Source organism: Neisseria perflava (assembly GCF_024170405.1).
Lineage (GTDB): Bacteria > Pseudomonadota > Gammaproteobacteria > Burkholderiales > Neisseriaceae > Neisseria > Neisseria perflava_B.
Window position 1 is genome coordinate 1 of sequence record NZ_JALJYC010000002.1, and the last position, 14,833, is coordinate 14,833.

At 50.1% G+C, this 14,833-nt stretch carries 14 protein-coding genes, 1 tRNA gene and 1 pseudogene; 4 read left to right on the forward strand and 12 right to left on the reverse strand.

What is annotated here, in order from left to right:
• The 3 genes and pseudogenes from J2T37_RS00820 to J2T37_RS00830 form a co-directional block, all read left to right on the forward strand.
• Positions 1-126: pseudogene (locus J2T37_RS00820) on the forward strand (IS110 family transposase); the annotation flags it as partial.
• Between the two features lie 179 nt (positions 127-305).
• Positions 306-620 carry a hypothetical protein gene (locus J2T37_RS00825; protein ID WP_253353297.1) on the forward strand — a complete coding sequence of 105 codons (315 nt, stop codon included), beginning with the start codon at positions 306-308 and terminating at the stop codon, positions 618-620.
• Positions 621-995 carry a hypothetical protein gene (locus J2T37_RS00830; RefSeq protein ID WP_253353298.1) on the forward strand — a complete coding sequence of 125 codons (375 nt, stop codon included), beginning with the start codon at positions 621-623 and terminating at the stop codon, positions 993-995.
• A gap of 53 nt (positions 996-1,048) precedes the next feature.
• Here J2T37_RS00830 and recG read toward each other — a convergent pair whose 3' ends face one another.
• From recG to grxC, 5 genes are all read right to left on the reverse strand, one after another.
• Positions 1,049-3,088: an ATP-dependent DNA helicase RecG gene (gene recG / locus J2T37_RS00835; RefSeq protein WP_253353299.1), complete on the reverse strand. Its 2,040-nt coding sequence runs from the start codon at positions 3,086-3,088 to the stop codon at positions 1,049-1,051.
• Positions 3,089-3,217: 129 nt separating this feature from the next.
• Positions 3,218-4,477, reverse strand: coding sequence for a lipid IV(A) 3-deoxy-D-manno-octulosonic acid transferase (gene waaA, locus J2T37_RS00840; RefSeq protein WP_253353300.1), 1,260 nt, complete (start codon positions 4,475-4,477; stop codon positions 3,218-3,220).
• A 409-nt stretch (positions 4,478-4,886) separates the two neighbouring features.
• On the reverse strand, positions 4,887-6,044 hold the full coding sequence (locus tag J2T37_RS00845; protein ID WP_253353301.1) for an FUSC family protein: 1,158 nt from the start codon (positions 6,042-6,044) through the stop codon (positions 4,887-4,889).
• A 139-nt stretch (positions 6,045-6,183) separates the two neighbouring features.
• Positions 6,184-6,618 carry a protein-export chaperone SecB gene (gene secB / locus J2T37_RS00850; RefSeq protein ID WP_253353302.1) on the reverse strand — a complete coding sequence of 145 codons (435 nt, stop codon included), beginning with the start codon at positions 6,616-6,618 and terminating at the stop codon, positions 6,184-6,186.
• 25 nt (positions 6,619-6,643) lie between these two features.
• Entirely contained in the window at positions 6,644-6,901 is a 258-nt protein-coding gene (grxC, locus tag J2T37_RS00855; protein WP_253353303.1) for a glutaredoxin 3, read from the reverse strand.
• Between the two features lie 260 nt (positions 6,902-7,161).
• Between grxC and rng the strand changes: the two genes are divergently transcribed.
• A complete protein-coding gene (gene rng / locus J2T37_RS00860) occupies positions 7,162-8,655 on the forward strand; it encodes a ribonuclease G (RefSeq protein WP_253353304.1) in 1,494 nt (497 codons plus the stop codon).
• 51 nt (positions 8,656-8,706) lie between these two features.
• Here rng and J2T37_RS00865 read toward each other — a convergent pair whose 3' ends face one another.
• From J2T37_RS00865 to J2T37_RS00895, 7 genes are all read right to left on the reverse strand, one after another.
• Complete coding sequence (locus J2T37_RS00865; RefSeq protein ID WP_253353305.1) at positions 8,707-10,266, reverse strand: TerC family protein; 1,560 nt, start codon at positions 10,264-10,266, stop codon at positions 8,707-8,709.
• A 281-nt stretch (positions 10,267-10,547) separates the two neighbouring features.
• Positions 10,548-10,623 (reverse strand) — tRNA-Asn (locus J2T37_RS00870).
• A gap of 105 nt (positions 10,624-10,728) precedes the next feature.
• Positions 10,729-11,088 (reverse strand): roadblock/LC7 domain-containing protein, encoded by a 360-nt coding sequence (locus J2T37_RS00875; RefSeq protein WP_253353306.1) that lies wholly within the window; start codon positions 11,086-11,088, stop codon positions 10,729-10,731.
• A gap of 38 nt (positions 11,089-11,126) precedes the next feature.
• Complete coding sequence (locus J2T37_RS00880; protein ID WP_253353307.1) at positions 11,127-11,768, reverse strand: peptidase M23; 642 nt, start codon at positions 11,766-11,768, stop codon at positions 11,127-11,129.
• Position 11,769: 1 nt separating this feature from the next.
• Positions 11,770-12,306 (reverse strand): GTP-binding protein, encoded by a 537-nt coding sequence (locus J2T37_RS00885; RefSeq protein WP_253353308.1) that lies wholly within the window; start codon positions 12,304-12,306, stop codon positions 11,770-11,772.
• A gap of 18 nt (positions 12,307-12,324) precedes the next feature.
• Positions 12,325-13,422, reverse strand: a complete 1,098-nt coding sequence (locus tag J2T37_RS00890) for a response regulator (protein ID WP_253353309.1) — start codon at positions 13,420-13,422, stop codon at positions 12,325-12,327.
• A gap of 41 nt (positions 13,423-13,463) precedes the next feature.
• Positions 13,464-14,795, reverse strand: coding sequence for a 23S rRNA methyltransferase (locus J2T37_RS00895; RefSeq protein WP_437179428.1), 1,332 nt, complete (start codon positions 14,793-14,795; stop codon positions 13,464-13,466).
• Positions 14,796-14,833: the final 38 nt, after the last annotated feature.

Here is a 14,833-nt window from a genome sequence, read left to right on the forward strand (position 1 = left end):
GAGCGGCTGAAAGACAAGAACAAACCGTTTAAAGTCGCCATTAATGCGTGTATGCACAAACTGCTGCGAATTCTGAATGCGCGGGTAAGGGATTACCTGAAGTCAGACGGCCTGCAATGTGCATAATTAACCGTGTTTGATGTTACTGACCGACGGGTTGGCAACACAGTTGCTACGCATAGAATGGCATAACTATGCAGTCTACCGCTTGCTACGGCTTGCAAGTTATAATTCTATCAAGGTATTGAAATATGCTAATTTGACTATATATTTCTAGAATAATTAAATTACTAGCCATGATAAGCATGTTATACAAAATTTATGTAGATAACTGTACTGTTATTGCGCCTTATTCCTTAAAACTTACTAGCAATATAGATGTTACCCTTGATAATGTACAAGCAAATGGTGTAGATACTGTTGTTACCCTTGATAAAGTTCCTCAAAAATCTTCTAATACTTCCATGACTGTGAGAAATAGCTGCTTCTATGGTCATGAAACTCTTAATTCAAGTACACCTACCAACAGGCATTTTTTAAAGGGAAGTACTGAATATTTTAAAACATCATTTTCTTTCCCTATTTTTTACTCATGTTTAACATCTAAAAAGGTTAGATAAATGGCCGTAAAAATTAAAAATAGTAACATAAGAAATTTTAATACTCTCGTATCAAGTCCTGCAAGTAATCAAGAAATTGATATTAGTATCGTCGGCTCCGAAATTGATAATTTCCACACGCTATTAGATATTCGTGATTTTTCTCATGATTATTCTGAATTCTGTAAACAAATAGGTCTTAATGACCCTATTCCTAAAGATGATCTTGTAGATATTCTAACCTTAGTTCATGAAAAGAATTTAACTGTAAGTAATGTCAAAAATTCAAAGTTTGCTCAAATAAAAGATATTGTTGATGTTATATACAAAATAACTCTTTTATTAAAAAACTGCAGTATAGAAGCTATTAAATCCCACATTTCTTCGTGGTTTTAATTCTGTCTAAAAAGCCATCTGAAAATTTTTCAGATGGCTTTCCTATATTTTAATCACACCCCCAAATACCCTTCCCTGCTCGACAACCACATGTCCAAATGCGCTTCAACAATATCCGGCCGCTCTTCTATCAGTTTCGGCGCGATTTCGCGGGCTTTTTCCAGCAGGTGCAAATCTTCTTCCAAGTTGGCGAAGCGCAGCATGGGTACGCCGCTTTGCCGTGCGCCGAGAAATTCGCCGGGGCCGCGGATGTTGAGGTCTTGGCGGGCAATTTCGAAGCCGTCAGTATGCTCGTAAATCACTTTCAGGCGCGCTTTGGCCAGTTCGCTCAGGGGTTCGGCAAACAGCAATACGCAATGGCTGGCGGCTGCGCCGCGCCCGACGCGCCCGCGCAGTTGGTGCAGTTGCGCCAAGCCCATGCGCTCGGCGTGTTCGATGACCATCAGGCTGGCGTTGGGGACATCGACGCCGACTTCGATAACGGTAGTCGCGACGAGTACATTCAGACGGCCTGCGCTAAATTCGGCCATCACTTCGGCTTTTTCGGCGGCTTTCATGCGCCCGTGTACCAAGCCGATGGATAATTCGGGCAAGGCCGCTTGCAGCTCTTCCAGCGTTTCGGTGGCGGTTTGCAGTTGCAGGGTTTCGCTCTCTTCAATCAGCGGGCAGACCCAATACGCCTGCTGCCCTTTGCGACAGGTGTTCAACACAAAACCTTCCACTTCGGCACGGCGGGCGTTGTTGACGAGGCGGGTTTTAATCGGGGTGCGGTTGGGCGGCAATTCGTCGATGACGGAGACATCTAAATCGGCGAAAAAGCTCATCGCCAGCGTGCGCGGGATGGGGGTGGCGGACATCATGAGCTGGTGCACGTCCTGCCCTTTGGTTTTCAAGGCCAGCCGCTGCGCCACGCCAAAGCGGTGCTGCTCATCGACAATCACAAGGCCGAGATTGTGAAACTGCACGTCATCCTGAAACAGCGCGTGGGTGCCGACGGCAATCGGCGCAAGGCCGTCTGAAATGGCGGCTTTGTTTTGGTCTTTGGCCTTTTTGCGCTGGCTGCCGGAAAGCCATGCCACAGCCAAGCCCAGCGGCTCAAACCATTGTTTGAACTTAATATAGTGCTGCTCGGCGAGAATTTCGGTCGGTGCCATCACTGCCACTTGAAAACCGGCTTCGATGGCAGTCAGCGCGGTCAGCGCGGCGACGATGGTTTTGCCACTGCCGACATCGCCTTGCAGCAGGCGGTGCATGGGGTGGGTTTGCGCGAGGTCGGTGCGGATTTCGGCCAATACGCGCTGCTGGGCATTGGTGAGGGCGAAGGGCAGGCTGTGCACGAGTTTGTCGGAAAGCTCGCCGTTGCCCGCCAAAGGCTTGGCATTGCCGCTGACGCGCTTTTGCCGCGCCAGCCGCATGGAAAGCTGCTGCGCCAAAAATTCGTCAAATTTCAGCCGCTGCCACGCGGGAAGCGTGCCGTCGGAGAGCTGGTAGATGGTGTAGCTGGGCGGCGGCGAATGTAACAGGCGCAGGCTTTCGGCCAAGTGAGGCAGTTTCAGACGGCCTAAGAGTTCGTCGGGCAGGGTGTCGTGCAGCGGAATGACTTCCAAGGCCGTCTGAATAATGCGGCGCAAAGTGGGCTGGTTGAGGCCGTTTACCGTCGGATAAACGGGGGTCAGGCTTTCGGCAAGTCCGCCGCTGTCGGCATCGCGGATTTTCGGGTGTATCATCTCGTCGCCGTAAAAGCCGTGTTTGATTTCGCCCACGGCGCGGATACGTTTGCCCACTGCCAACTGCTTCTGGTGGCTGGGATAAAAATGGATAAAACGCAGGTGCAATACGCTGCCCGAGCCGTCGGCAATCTGTACGATTAATTGTTTGCGCGGCTTAAATTGCACCTCTTGGTGCAACACCTCTCCTTCCACCTGACAGGGCACGCCCGCCGGCGCATCGGCAATCGGCATGATGTGGGTTTCGTCTTCATAGCGCAGCGGCAGGTGCAAGGCAACTTCCCACGGCGTGTTGAGATTGAGCTTTTCCAGCTTTTTGGCGGTGGTTTCGGTAATTTTGAGCTGTTTTTGGTGGACGGGCAGCATGGCGGTATCGTCGGTTGGTTCGTCTAATCGGGCTATTGTAAAGGAAATTGCCGTAAAAAGGCCGTCTGAAACGGGAATCTGTTTCAGACGGCCTTGGGCATCTATAAAATATGCGCATGCCTATCCACTTTAGGATTTGACCACCTTCGCCACTTCCGCCGCCATCAGCGCACTGGCGCCGCGATGTTTCGCCACAAACGCCTGCGCCTTTTGCGCCATCTCCTGCCGCTGCGTGTCATCGGCCAGCAAATGCTCGGCCGCCCGTCGCCATTCGTCCGCGCTCTGCACCTGCCGCGCCGCGCCCGCCTTGACCGCATTTTCACACGCGGAAGCGAAATTATAGGTAGAGTAGCCGAACAGCGTCGGCACGCCGCAGGCAACGGGTTCGATGATGTTTTGGCAGCCGCTATCAACTAAGCTGCCGCCAACAAAGGCCACGTCCGCCGCCAGATAGTAGGCAAACAATTCGCCCATGCTGTCGCCAATCCAAACTTGGGTTTGCGCCGACACCATATCGTGCGCACTGCGTTTTTGCACGGTATAGCCCATCGCCTGCGCGGTTGCAAAAGCCGTCCGAAAACGCTCGGGATGGCGTGGCACGATGACCAATAATGCGTCGCCGCGATAAGCCTGCCACGCTTTGAGCAGCAGCTCGGTTTCGTCTTCGCCTTTGTAAAAGCGCGTGCTGGCGCACACCACAACGGGGCGCTTGCCGATACGCTCGCGAAACGCCACCGCCAGCGCGCGCATGCTGTCGGGCGGGGTGATGTCGTATTTGCTGTTGCCGCAGATGTGTACGTTAGACGCGCCGATAAGGTGCAGCCGTTCGGCGTCGGCAGCGGTTTGCGCGAAACAGCCGCTCAGGGTCTGCATGGCCGGTTCGACCAGACTGTGGATTTTCAGATAGCTGCGCTGGGATTTTTCCGACAGCCGCGCATTGGCCAGAAACAGCGGCACGCCCGCTTCGGCGCAGCCGTACATCAGATTCGGCCAGATTTCCGTTTCCATCAGAATGCCGCAGCACGGTTGGTGTTCGCGCAAAAATTGAGCCACCCATTCGGGGCGGTCATACGGCAAATAGCGGCATTGCGCCTGCGGAAACAGGGATTCGGCAGTGGCGCGGCCGGTGGGCGTCATCTGCGTCAGCAGCAAGGGCGCGTCGGGGAAATATTGCCGCAACGCCGCCACCAAGGGCTGCGCGGCGCGGGTTTCACCCACGGACACGGCGTGTATCCACACCGGCCGTTGCACCGGATTGGGATAAGCGCCGCCAAAACGCTCGTTCCAATGTTCCAAATAGGCAGGGGATTTTTGCGCACGCTTTTTCAAATAGCGGCGGATAAAGACAGGCGCCATGCGCCATAGAAAGGTGTAGAGGCGGCGAAGCATAAACGGGCAATCGAAAATAAGGCAAAACGGCGGCAAACCGTTGGAATCCGGCAGAAACTTTCAACCATTCTTTCAGACGGCCTGATACAGTCGCCCCCTTCATTTGATACCGCGCTACTGCGCTTTATCTCAAACTAACGAAACGGCTGTATTTTACCGGCCGGGATGGTTTCATCTGCCTGACGTTTTAGAACCTGTATTCATAAGATTGATAGATGGATTTTTGTTGAATAATCATACGAATACAAGGCGGACTTTTACGCCAATAGTCCACTATTGGCGTAAAAGTCCAACGCGGTAGGCGTGTGGTTAGGCAATAAAAAAACGCTATCAAGATTGTGAATACAGGTTCTTATATATAGGCAGACCATTCTAGCCCATTTTTCCCGCCAACGAAATGCCGCTTTTTTCAGACGGCCTCGGCGCGCGGTTCTTCTTCACGCGCGTCGGCTTTATTGCCGCGCAGGTGTTCGCGCAGGCGTTGGCGCTCGTGCGCGTCCAGCCATTTGCGGCGCGTGCGCTGCAACAGAATCACCAGCGCCGCCACTTCGCTGCGGGTATTGGTGCCCAGCCAGACAAAGCCCTGCCATTCAAACGGCAGATGTGCCGCCATTTTGCCCAGTTCGGGATTCAGGCGGGTGTCGATACGGATACGGCGGGCGTAGTGGCCTTTAATCAGGCGCACGGTCAGGCGCAGTTCGCGCTGCAACCGGGTAAAATGGCGTTCGAGCAGTTTTTTTTCATCCTCGCTCAACTCGGTGTTCGGCAATTTGGCGGCGGTGTTGAGTAATAGCTCGGTGCTGTTGACGATTTTGCGGTGCGCCAACTGCATGGCCTCCATCGCGGCGCGGGAAATATGGCTTTCGCCGGAAGTTGCCGCCAAATGGCTGCGGCTTTGCACCAAGCGCGAATTGATTTTTTTCATTTTGGCGGCGTTCTGCTCATACTGCTCGCGCGTCATGCGCTTGCCGCTGCCGATTTCGGCCATCAGACGGCCGCATTCGGTGAGGTTGTCTGCCAGCATAAAGCGCCACATCAGCGTCGAGCGCAACGGCAGCAGCTTGGCGGCGCAAATGGCAATCAACGCGCCGAGTAAAACATTAAACGCCCGCATTAAGCTGCTGTGCAGCCATTCGTCGCCCGTGTTCGCCAGCAGCATACACATCGTCAGCCCCGCCAGCATATGAATGTAGCCATTTTTTCCCACCGCCCACCAACCGGCCAAAGCGCTGGTGGTGCCGACGGTCAGGTAAAACAAAATGCCGTTATGAAAATACTGCTGGTTGAGCCACAACACGGCCAAACCGATGCCCAAGCCGATGACCGTGCCCAGCATACGTTCCACCGCCTTGGAATAAATTGCCCCCTGAAACTGCAACATGCCCAAGACCACGAATACCGTCATGCCGATCCATTCACCGTGTTGCAGATGAAACAGCCGCGCAATCAGCGTTGCCAGCAACACCGCCAACCCCAGCCGCACGGCATGAATCAGGCGGCGGTGGCGGTAGCGTTCGTAAGAATTGAGCCAACGCTCGGCAAAGTGGACACGTTCGGATGTTTTCATGGGCGGGCGCGAAATCATGGCGAAAATCAAGATGTAATCATACCTGAAACGGGATTTTTAGACGACAGGTATGACAAAAGGCCGTCTGAAAATTTAAATTTTCAGACGGCCTCATCAAGCGCTGCACAATCCATGCGGATTAGGCGTTGCCTTCCTGCTGTTGCTGGTAAATCGCTTCAAAGTTAATCGGCGCGAGCAATACCGGCGGGAAGCCTGCGCGGGTCACGGTTGAAGAAATGGCTTCGCGCGCATACGGGAACAGGATGTTCGGGCAGGCCACGCCGAGCAGCATTTGCACGTCTTCTTCCGGAATGTTTTCTAAACGGAAAATACCGCTTTGGGTCACTTCGTTCAGGAACATGGTGCGGTCTGCGCCCAGTTTGGCAGTCACGGTTACGGTAACGTCCACGCCGTAGAAGCCTGCTTCCAACTGGCTGCTGGAGGTAGAAACGCGCATATCCACTTCAGGTTCGCCGTTTTCCAGGAAAATCTGCGGGGCGTTGGGCACTTCCAACGACAAGTCTTTTACATACAGACGTTCAATGCTGAATACGGGTTGCAATTCTTCTGCCATTTTTATTTCCAATCAAATAAAGGGGTTAGGGATTGAGTAAATCGTTGAGTTCGCCTTTTTGCTGCAAGGCATATAAATCGGTAAAACCGCCGACGTGAGTGTCGCCGATGAAAATCTGCGGAATGCTGCGTTGACCGGAAAGCTGCTGCATTTCGGCGAAGTCTTCAGGATTTTGATCGACGCGGATTTCTTTGATGTCGGTCACGCCCACTGCGGCCAGCAGCTTTTTGGCCATGGAGCAGTAAGGGCAAAACGCGCCGGTGTATAGGGTAACGGGTTGCATGGTCGGTTTCTTCAATCAATAATGTCTTTACTATATGGGCAGCAGGCGGATTTTACAAGCGGTTTTGAGTATCGCTTGCCCAATCGGATAAACGGGCGCTTTTTTTCAAAGGCTTTCAGACGGCCTTATCGTGGCAAAACGGGCGTTTTTGCAGTATGATGGAGGCCGTTTATTATCTGCTTGAATGCAAGCTGCTTTTGCCATCGGTTTTTGAAAAAGAATTGATTGCAAAAGTATTTTTTATATTGATTGGAACAACCATGTTAGCCGGAATCCCGATTCCTAAGGACACTATCCGTCCGCCCGAAACCGTATTGGTCAACATCACGCCGCAGGAAACCCGCGTGGCGGTCTTGGAAGAAAACAATATTTGCGAACTGCATATCGAGCGCAACAGCGGCCACAGCTTGGTCGGCAATATTTATTTGGGCGTGGTGCGGCGCGTGTTGCCGGGTATGCAGAGCGCGTTTGTGGATATCGGCTTGGAACGCGCGGCATTTTTGCATATTGTCGATGTGTTGGAACAGCGGCGCAATCCCGATGAAACCCAGCGTATCGAGCATATGCTGTTTGAGGGGCAGTCGGTATTGGTGCAGGTTATCAAAGACCCGATTAACACCAAAGGCGCGCGCCTTTCTACGCAAATTTCGCTGGCGGGGCGTTTTCTCGTTCACCTGCCGCAAGACGAGCATATCGGCATTTCCCAGCGCATTGAAGACGAAGCCGAGCGCAGCAGCCTGCGCAACCGTCTGCAAAACCTGCTCTCGGAAACCGACTGCCACGGCTACATTATCCGCACCAATGCGGAAAACGCCACCGACGAGCAGCTTCAGGCCGACATCAGCTACCTGACCAAGGTGTGGGAACATATCCAATACCAAGCCAAAACCCAGCCGCCGGAAACCCTGCTGTATGAAGATTTGCCGCTGACCCTGCGCGTGTTGCGCGATATGTTCAGCATAGACACGCAGAAAATTCTGGTGGACTCTACCGAAAACCACCGCCGCATGACGCAGTTTGCCGAGCAATATGTACAAGGCGCAGTGGACAAAATCGAGCTGTTTAAAGGCGACCGGCCGCTGTTTGAAACCCACAATATCGAGCAGGAAATCAACCGCGCCTTACAACCGCGCGTCAACCTCAATTTCGGCAGTTACCTCATCATCGAATCTACCGAAGCGATGACCACTATTGATGTGAACACCGGCGGCTTTGTCGGTGCGCGCAACTTCGATGAAACCATTTTCCGCACCAACCTCGAAGCCTGCCATACCATCGCCCGCGAACTGCGCCTGCGCAACCTCGGCGGCATCATCATCATCGACTTCATCGACATGGCGCAGGAAAGCCACCGCGAAGCCGTGTTGCAGGAGTTGGCCAAAGCCCTGAGTTTCGACCGTACCCGCGTTACCCTCAACGGCTTTACCAGCTTAGGACTGGTGGAATTGACCCGTAAACGCTCGCGCGAAAACCTCAACCAAATTCTGTGCGAACCCTGCCCCGCCTGCCAAGGCCGAGGCCGTCTGAAAACGCCGCAAACCGTGTGCTACGAAATCCAGCGCGAAATCGTACGCGAAGCCCGCCGCTACGACGCGCAATCCTTCCGCATTCTCGCTGCGCCGAATGTGATTGATTTGTTTCTCGACGAAGAATCGCAATCCTTGGCCATGCTGATTGATTTTATCGGCAAACCGATTTCGCTGGCGGTGGAGACGGCTTATACGCAAGAGCAGTATGATATTGTTTTGATTTAATTGTTTGAAATAAAAATGCCGTCTGAAAATTTCAGACGGCATTTTGCTCATTTACTCTTCTTCCGGCAACTTGGTGATTTTCACCCGCTCAATCCGCTGCCCTTCTTTTTCCAGCACTTCAAAACGCCAGCCGTGGAAATCGACATAATCACCGACGTTGGGAATGCTTTGCAGCTCTTCCATAATCAAACCGGCCACGGTATGGAAATCAGCATCTTCCTCCGGCGGCGGCAAATGAAGCTGCGGTGCCAAATCGACATATTCCAATGCACCGTCCACAGTCAGGCTTTCGTCGGCGTTTTCCTGTACTGCTGGCTCTTCTTCGCGCTCAAATTCTTCCGGAAACTCGCCGGCAATGGTTTCAAACAAATCTTTAATCGTCACCATACCCAGCACTGCACCAAATTCATCCACCACCAGCGCATAATCGGCGCTACTTTGGCGGAACAGCTCGATGGCATTCAGCGCGGTTGTCGTTCCCGGCAAAACCAGCGGTTGGCGCAAGGCCGTCTGAATATTGATGTCGCTGCCGTCCAATAATTGCACCAGCAAATCTTTTTTGTTGATATAACCCAGCGGCTCGTCCACCCCAGCTTTGCCCACCACCAGCAAACGGCTGTACGGCGTATTTTGCAACTGCTCGCACTGTTCTTCTTTGCTTTGCGAAATATCCAGACGCTCAATATCGCGGCGCGGAATCATCACGCCCTGAATCGGGCGTTCCGCCAGCGTTAACACGCTGCGAATCATGGATTTTTCATTTTCCTCAAAATGGCCGTCATCCTCTGCTTCGTCACCGGCTTTGGCCAAAACGCTTTCGCGGATACCCATCATACCAAGTACGTTTTCCGCCGTGCGTTTGCGCCATGAGCTGCTGATGTAGGCATTTTTGCGGCTGTTTTTCTGCGAAATCTGATTAAACGCCTCAATCAAAATTGAGAAACCGATGGCAGCATACAGATAGCCTTTCGGGATATGGAAATGGAAGGCTTCGGCAATCAGGCTGAAACCAATCATCAGCAAAAAGCCCAAACACAGCATTACTACGGTCGGATGTTTATCTACAAACTCAGTCAACGGTTTGCTGGCGGTAATCATGACCGTCATGGCCACTGCCACCGCTGCCATCGCCACCACGATATGATCCACCATCGCTACGGCGGTAATCACCGAATCAATGGAAAATACCGCATCCAAAATCAGGATTTGCGCCACCACACCCCAAAAAGTGGAATGTTTTTTCTGGCTTTCCGCCACGGCAAACTGATTATGCCCTTCCAAGCGTTCATGCAGCTCGGTTGTCGCTTTATACAGCAGGAAAAGGCCACCGGCAAACATGATAATGTCTTTACCAGATACCGCTAAACTGCCAATGTCAAACAGCGGACGGGTAAGCGTCATGATATGAGCCATAAAGCCCAGCATAATCATGCGGATCAGAATAGCCAGTCCCAAACCGGTTACCCGCGCCCTGTCGCGCTGAGAAGGCTTGACCTTATTGGCCAAAATCGCCACAAAAACCAAGTTATCAATACCCAAAACCACTTCGAGCACAAACAGCGTTGCAAAGCCTACCCAAGTATGCGGTTCGGCTAACCAACTAAAATCCATAATTCTTCTTTTCCTTTAAATGCAAAAAGGCAGCCTGACGACTAAAAAAGCGTCGGGCTGCCTAAAGCGGGCATACACGTAGGGCACGGTATCGGACTACTCTGCTCTGCGTCTTTCATGATAAATGGGATATGCCTGTCGAAATAATGTGAACAGTAGTGTAACAGTTTGAACGGCTAATAGCAAAATTTGCCGTTCATCATTCAAAGGCCATCTGAAATCTTGGTATTTTTCAGACGGCCTTAAAGAGAAAACCACCCTGATAGGGTGGTTTTCAAATTTGGCTCCCCGACCTGGGCTCGAACCAGGGACCTGCGGATTAACAGTCCGTCGCTCTACCGACTGAGCTATCGGGGAAGAAAGGGGAATTATAGAAGCAAACCCTTACTTCGTCAATAAATCAATTTCAATCTAATCTCAACCATCTCATTTTCATAGAAATTAATTTACCAAACAAGAAAATTACAGAATATCGGCAATATGCTTGGCCGCACGTTTGGCATCCAATAAAATCAATCCAAGCTTACCGCTTTCTTTGGCAATCAACGCCAATACTGCATTATCCCCAGCTTGGCTCAATAAGATATAACCATGTTTGCCTTTTACCATGACCTGTTCCAATTCGCCACATGCAGACTCCTGCACGGAGCGGTTACCCAAAGCCAATAATGTTGCCGACATCGCTCCGACACGATCAGCATTCAAATGGCTGGGCAATAAAGTCGCAATTGGCAAACCGTCACGAGAGATAACAGCCGAAGCAATAATGTCAGCAGAAGTATTGTTCAAATCGCTCAATACAGAAAGTAATAATTGTTGCATATCGATTCCATTTCTAATAAACCCGGCAAAGACCAACCTTAGCGGCTGCCATACCGGTGATACAATACTTTAACCAATGTCACAAACGCTTCTTTATTCAAATCAGGCATACCGCCGATGACCAAGATAAGTTTGGTTGAACCAACATACAGCGGGAAAAAGGTCAATTCGCTTTGACCTGAAGGATCGCAAATCCCCCAAGCGCTGTTATTGATATGAAGGTTATTTCTAACCAGCAAGCGGTGTTTTTCTTCCATCTTGGCCACTTCACTGGCCAGTAATCCCAATTCTTCTGCTGCCTCATGATGGAAACCTACGTTAGCAAAATATAAACCGTTTTCATCCGCAAGCAGTACCTTACCCGTATTAGACAGTTGCGCCAATAAATTAGGCAACTGTTCATCAGATAAATACATATCATCTGTGCTGGCGGTTTCATCGCCATATAAGAATTCTAAGCGCTGCAAACGGTACAACAAACTTAACGCTGCATTAATATCGCTGGTATCTGCCCACGCCAAAATCTTTTCACTGCTGATGATTTCTGTTGGCTCTGCCCGCAATAATCCGTATAGCAAAGTTCTACTGGCGCTGGGCGTATCACTGGAAACGGCATAATATGCACCGGCAGGGGTAATACGGGGATACAAATTTGATTGTAAAGAAAGTGTTAATTCCATCTTATACCTCTAAGCCCGGATCAATCGAAAACAACATGGCACTTACCAGCTGTTTGACATCATCCTCACGCCGAGCATCAATTTCGAAAACCGGCACATTAAAATTGTTTTGAGCCAAATATTTCTGATAGACATCCACTCCCGGCAATGACCGGATATCCATCTTGGTTACGCCGACAACCAATGGTGCTGTTTTAAGCAAATCACGAAACGCATCCAAGAAAAACTGTAAATCTTTCAAAGGATTAGTTCGGGTATTATCCAGCAGCAAAACTAAACCCATGCTGCCTTGGCTTAAAATTTCCCACATAAAATTAAAACGCTCTTGGCCGGGTGTACCATATAAATGGACTTTGGTTTCCTCATCTAAATGAATAACACCGTAGTCCATTGCAACAGTGGTATAACCTTTGCGTACCAATGTCATATCCGAAGCAGATGCATCCGTCTGGACAGGCGGTTCATCCGACAAAGCGGCAATAGCAGTGGTCTTACCCACCCCTACCGGACCGGTAAAGATGATTTTGTTTTCCTTCATTGCGTATCTTTCTTAACCTTATCGTTTGCCAAGCAGTTTGCGCATCAAGCGTTGCAGCAAGCCGCGCGGTTGCTCTTTGGATGGACCGGCCACTTTTTCTGCCTCTTTGGCCATTTGGTTATCCGGAACATCGCTGCTGACATTTACCCGATCACCTACGCCGGAAGCAGCTTGCGAACCTGCATACTCACTATCCGTCGCTAAGAAGCCGGTAATGGAAGTGGCTGCCAAATAATTCAAAATATCCGGCATTTCCAATGGCATGACTTTATAAAGAATATTCAAATTAACCGACGTTTTGGTCAAAAATGCTGACAAGCGCATGGATTCCGGCACATGCGCCAAACGGGTCAAATTAGGCCAGCGTTTCAAAGTAAAGACCGTCTGCGGGGTCATCGGATAAATCAGACGGCCTTGGGCTGTCCAAATGGCCATCTGCCACAAACAAGACATGATGGTAACTTTGGCTTTTTCTTTCCACTGAGGATTGTCAGGAACAGCTTTGCATACGACAGTAAGATTATCATCTTTACATAATTTTTCCAGCTCTGCTGCACCAACGGTTAATAAAATGCGCTGAATGTTAGGAAAAACGATGAGAACCGGTTTTCCTTCATGCAAAACGGCAATATCTTGATGACCTTGGCTGGCTAATTTTAATGCACCCAACAGCCCTTTTTGCGGATTAAACCGGCGAATGGTGGCTTTGCGGGTACCGTCTGCATTAGTATGACCTACCAACGACTCGTCAGGCTGATTTTCCGAAACTTCAAATACATGCCCACCTTGTGCCAAACTGCGCAAAATAGGGAAGAGCGTATCAAATTTGATGGGTTTAGGAAGATAAGGCGTTGTTACGGTAGGCTCTTGCACAGAAAACATAGCAACGGGAATATCCGGATAAGTCTGTTTCAACGACTTCCAAGCTTCTATACCTTGAGCAGCATCCGTATCTACCAAAATTAAATCTGGTTTAACAGCAGATTCAGGTGTGACGATTTCGTAATTGGTCGTATTGTGCATTTTAAAAGCCATACGGAAGACAGCTTCTTGCTGCTCACCCATTTCTTGCAGCATAACCCGTATGGTTTTAATTTTAGGTAACAGATTGTCCATTATGATAGGTACTCTCTAATTTTATTTTATTTTAATTTATTCTATTTCTTAATATGCTGGTTGACATGTTGCAGCAAACCACTCATGGCCAATACTACTTCTTCTGGCAAGCTGACCACACGTTCGCGCAAAATCCGTAAGAACTGTTCCAAGCGAGACCAATCTTCGGCACGTTCATACAAATCAAACAGCATAATATACAATTGAGACTCCTGCGGGTATTGCAATACAGCCTGCTCCAAAGTATGAATCGCTTGATCCAGCTGTCCATACATCAGCAAAGATTCCACTTCTTTCAAAGCTTCATCAGCAGGAGAAGCGTGAGCGCTGATAATAGAAGAATCTTTTTGTACCAAATCCCGATATTTTGCTTTGACCTGCAAAGAAGTGGGCTGCAAGTATCCCCGCTCCAAACCAATTTCGCGAACCTGCTGTTCGTTTGGACCTTTTTCTAAATCATCGAATAATTCGTGATAGCCCAAACTGTATCCCCAGCCCAACATGCGCTCTTTGACTTGGCGGCCGTATTGACCCAGCGAGTAATATAAGCGCCATAAGTGTCCGGCAAATTGACCGACTTCTTCGTTTTGATAATCCAGCTTCAACGCATCAATAATCAGGCTGGCCGGCTTGGGAGAATGTTTAATCGCACGGTTATACTGCTGCAAAGCAGTCTCATAACCGACTTTGTCTTTTAAAATTTTTGCACTGTGCTCAGGTTTCACGAAACCGATGACAGCACCCATTTCTTCAGGCGTAATATCATCCAAATCTTTTTTACCGACCACAATAGGCGCATGATGTTTGGCAGCAATCGAGGCAGTTTGCTGCGCCGCTTCGGAAGATAATGCAACGGCACTGTTTTCTTCCAATCCTGTACGCTCGCCGATTTGACGGGCAACCTCTTGCATATTCCAGCCCAGCTGATTTTCTGCCAAAACACGCAAACGCAAGTTGGTAGGATCAGTTGTCAAGCCGACTTTGACATACTCTGCCAAACTGTCATGCGGCAAGGAAGCGCCGTGTCGTTCCAGCGTTTCCGCCAGCATATCGATATTGCCGACACGCAAATTCAAACCGACTAATTCATGCACCAATTTTTCAGGTGCACCATCCGGCAGGCGGTTGAGATAACCAGCCAAAGATTCGGCTGCTTTGCTCTCATAACCAAATTGCTTATATACTTGGTATTCTGTTAGCGGATCAACTTCTTGCGCGGACACGGAGGCGGTAGCTCCGCTACTGCCGTCACTACCCCACTCCCAGTCTTGATTATCTGCATTGGATACAGATTGGTTGACTTTATTCATCCAATCTGCATTTTCTGCAGCATCTGCAACTTGGCGCTCTTGGCGGTTACGCACCGCCTTCATTGGTTTGCCAGCCGCTGCGCCGCTTTGTTTATAGCGCA

Excerpts from the sequence above, each read along its gene's own strand:
- grxC (WP_253353303.1), bottom strand. The coding sequence starts at position 6,901 with ATGCAACCCGTTACCCTATACACCGGCGCGTTTTGCCCTTACTGCTCC.
- J2T37_RS00895 (WP_437179428.1), bottom strand. The coding sequence starts at position 14,795 with ATGAAGGCGGTGCGTAACCGCCAAGAGCGCCAAGTTGCAGATGCTGCA.
- rng (WP_253353304.1), top strand. The coding sequence starts at position 7,162 with ATGTTAGCCGGAATCCCGATTCCTAAGGACACTATCCGTCCGCCCGAA.
- J2T37_RS00825 (WP_253353297.1), top strand. The coding sequence starts at position 306 with ATGTTATACAAAATTTATGTAGATAACTGTACTGTTATTGCGCCTTAT.
- secB (WP_253353302.1), bottom strand. The coding sequence starts at position 6,618 with ATGGCAGAAGAATTGCAACCCGTATTCAGCATTGAACGTCTGTATGTA.
- J2T37_RS00885 (WP_253353308.1), bottom strand. The coding sequence starts at position 12,306 with ATGAAGGAAAACAAAATCATCTTTACCGGTCCGGTAGGGGTGGGTAAG.
- J2T37_RS00830 (WP_253353298.1), top strand. The coding sequence starts at position 621 with ATGGCCGTAAAAATTAAAAATAGTAACATAAGAAATTTTAATACTCTC.
- J2T37_RS00890 (WP_253353309.1), bottom strand. The coding sequence starts at position 13,422 with ATGGACAATCTGTTACCTAAAATTAAAACCATACGGGTTATGCTGCAA.
- J2T37_RS00845 (WP_253353301.1), bottom strand. The coding sequence starts at position 6,044 with ATGAAAACATCCGAACGTGTCCACTTTGCCGAGCGTTGGCTCAATTCT.
- J2T37_RS00865 (WP_253353305.1), bottom strand. The coding sequence starts at position 10,266 with ATGGATTTTAGTTGGTTAGCCGAACCGCATACTTGGGTAGGCTTTGCA.
- J2T37_RS00875 (WP_253353306.1), bottom strand. The coding sequence starts at position 11,088 with ATGCAACAATTATTACTTTCTGTATTGAGCGATTTGAACAATACTTCT.
- waaA (WP_253353300.1), bottom strand. The coding sequence starts at position 4,477 with ATGCTTCGCCGCCTCTACACCTTTCTATGGCGCATGGCGCCTGTCTTT.
- J2T37_RS00880 (WP_253353307.1), bottom strand. The coding sequence starts at position 11,768 with ATGGAATTAACACTTTCTTTACAATCAAATTTGTATCCCCGTATTACC.
- recG (WP_253353299.1), bottom strand. The coding sequence starts at position 3,088 with ATGCTGCCCGTCCACCAAAAACAGCTCAAAATTACCGAAACCACCGCC.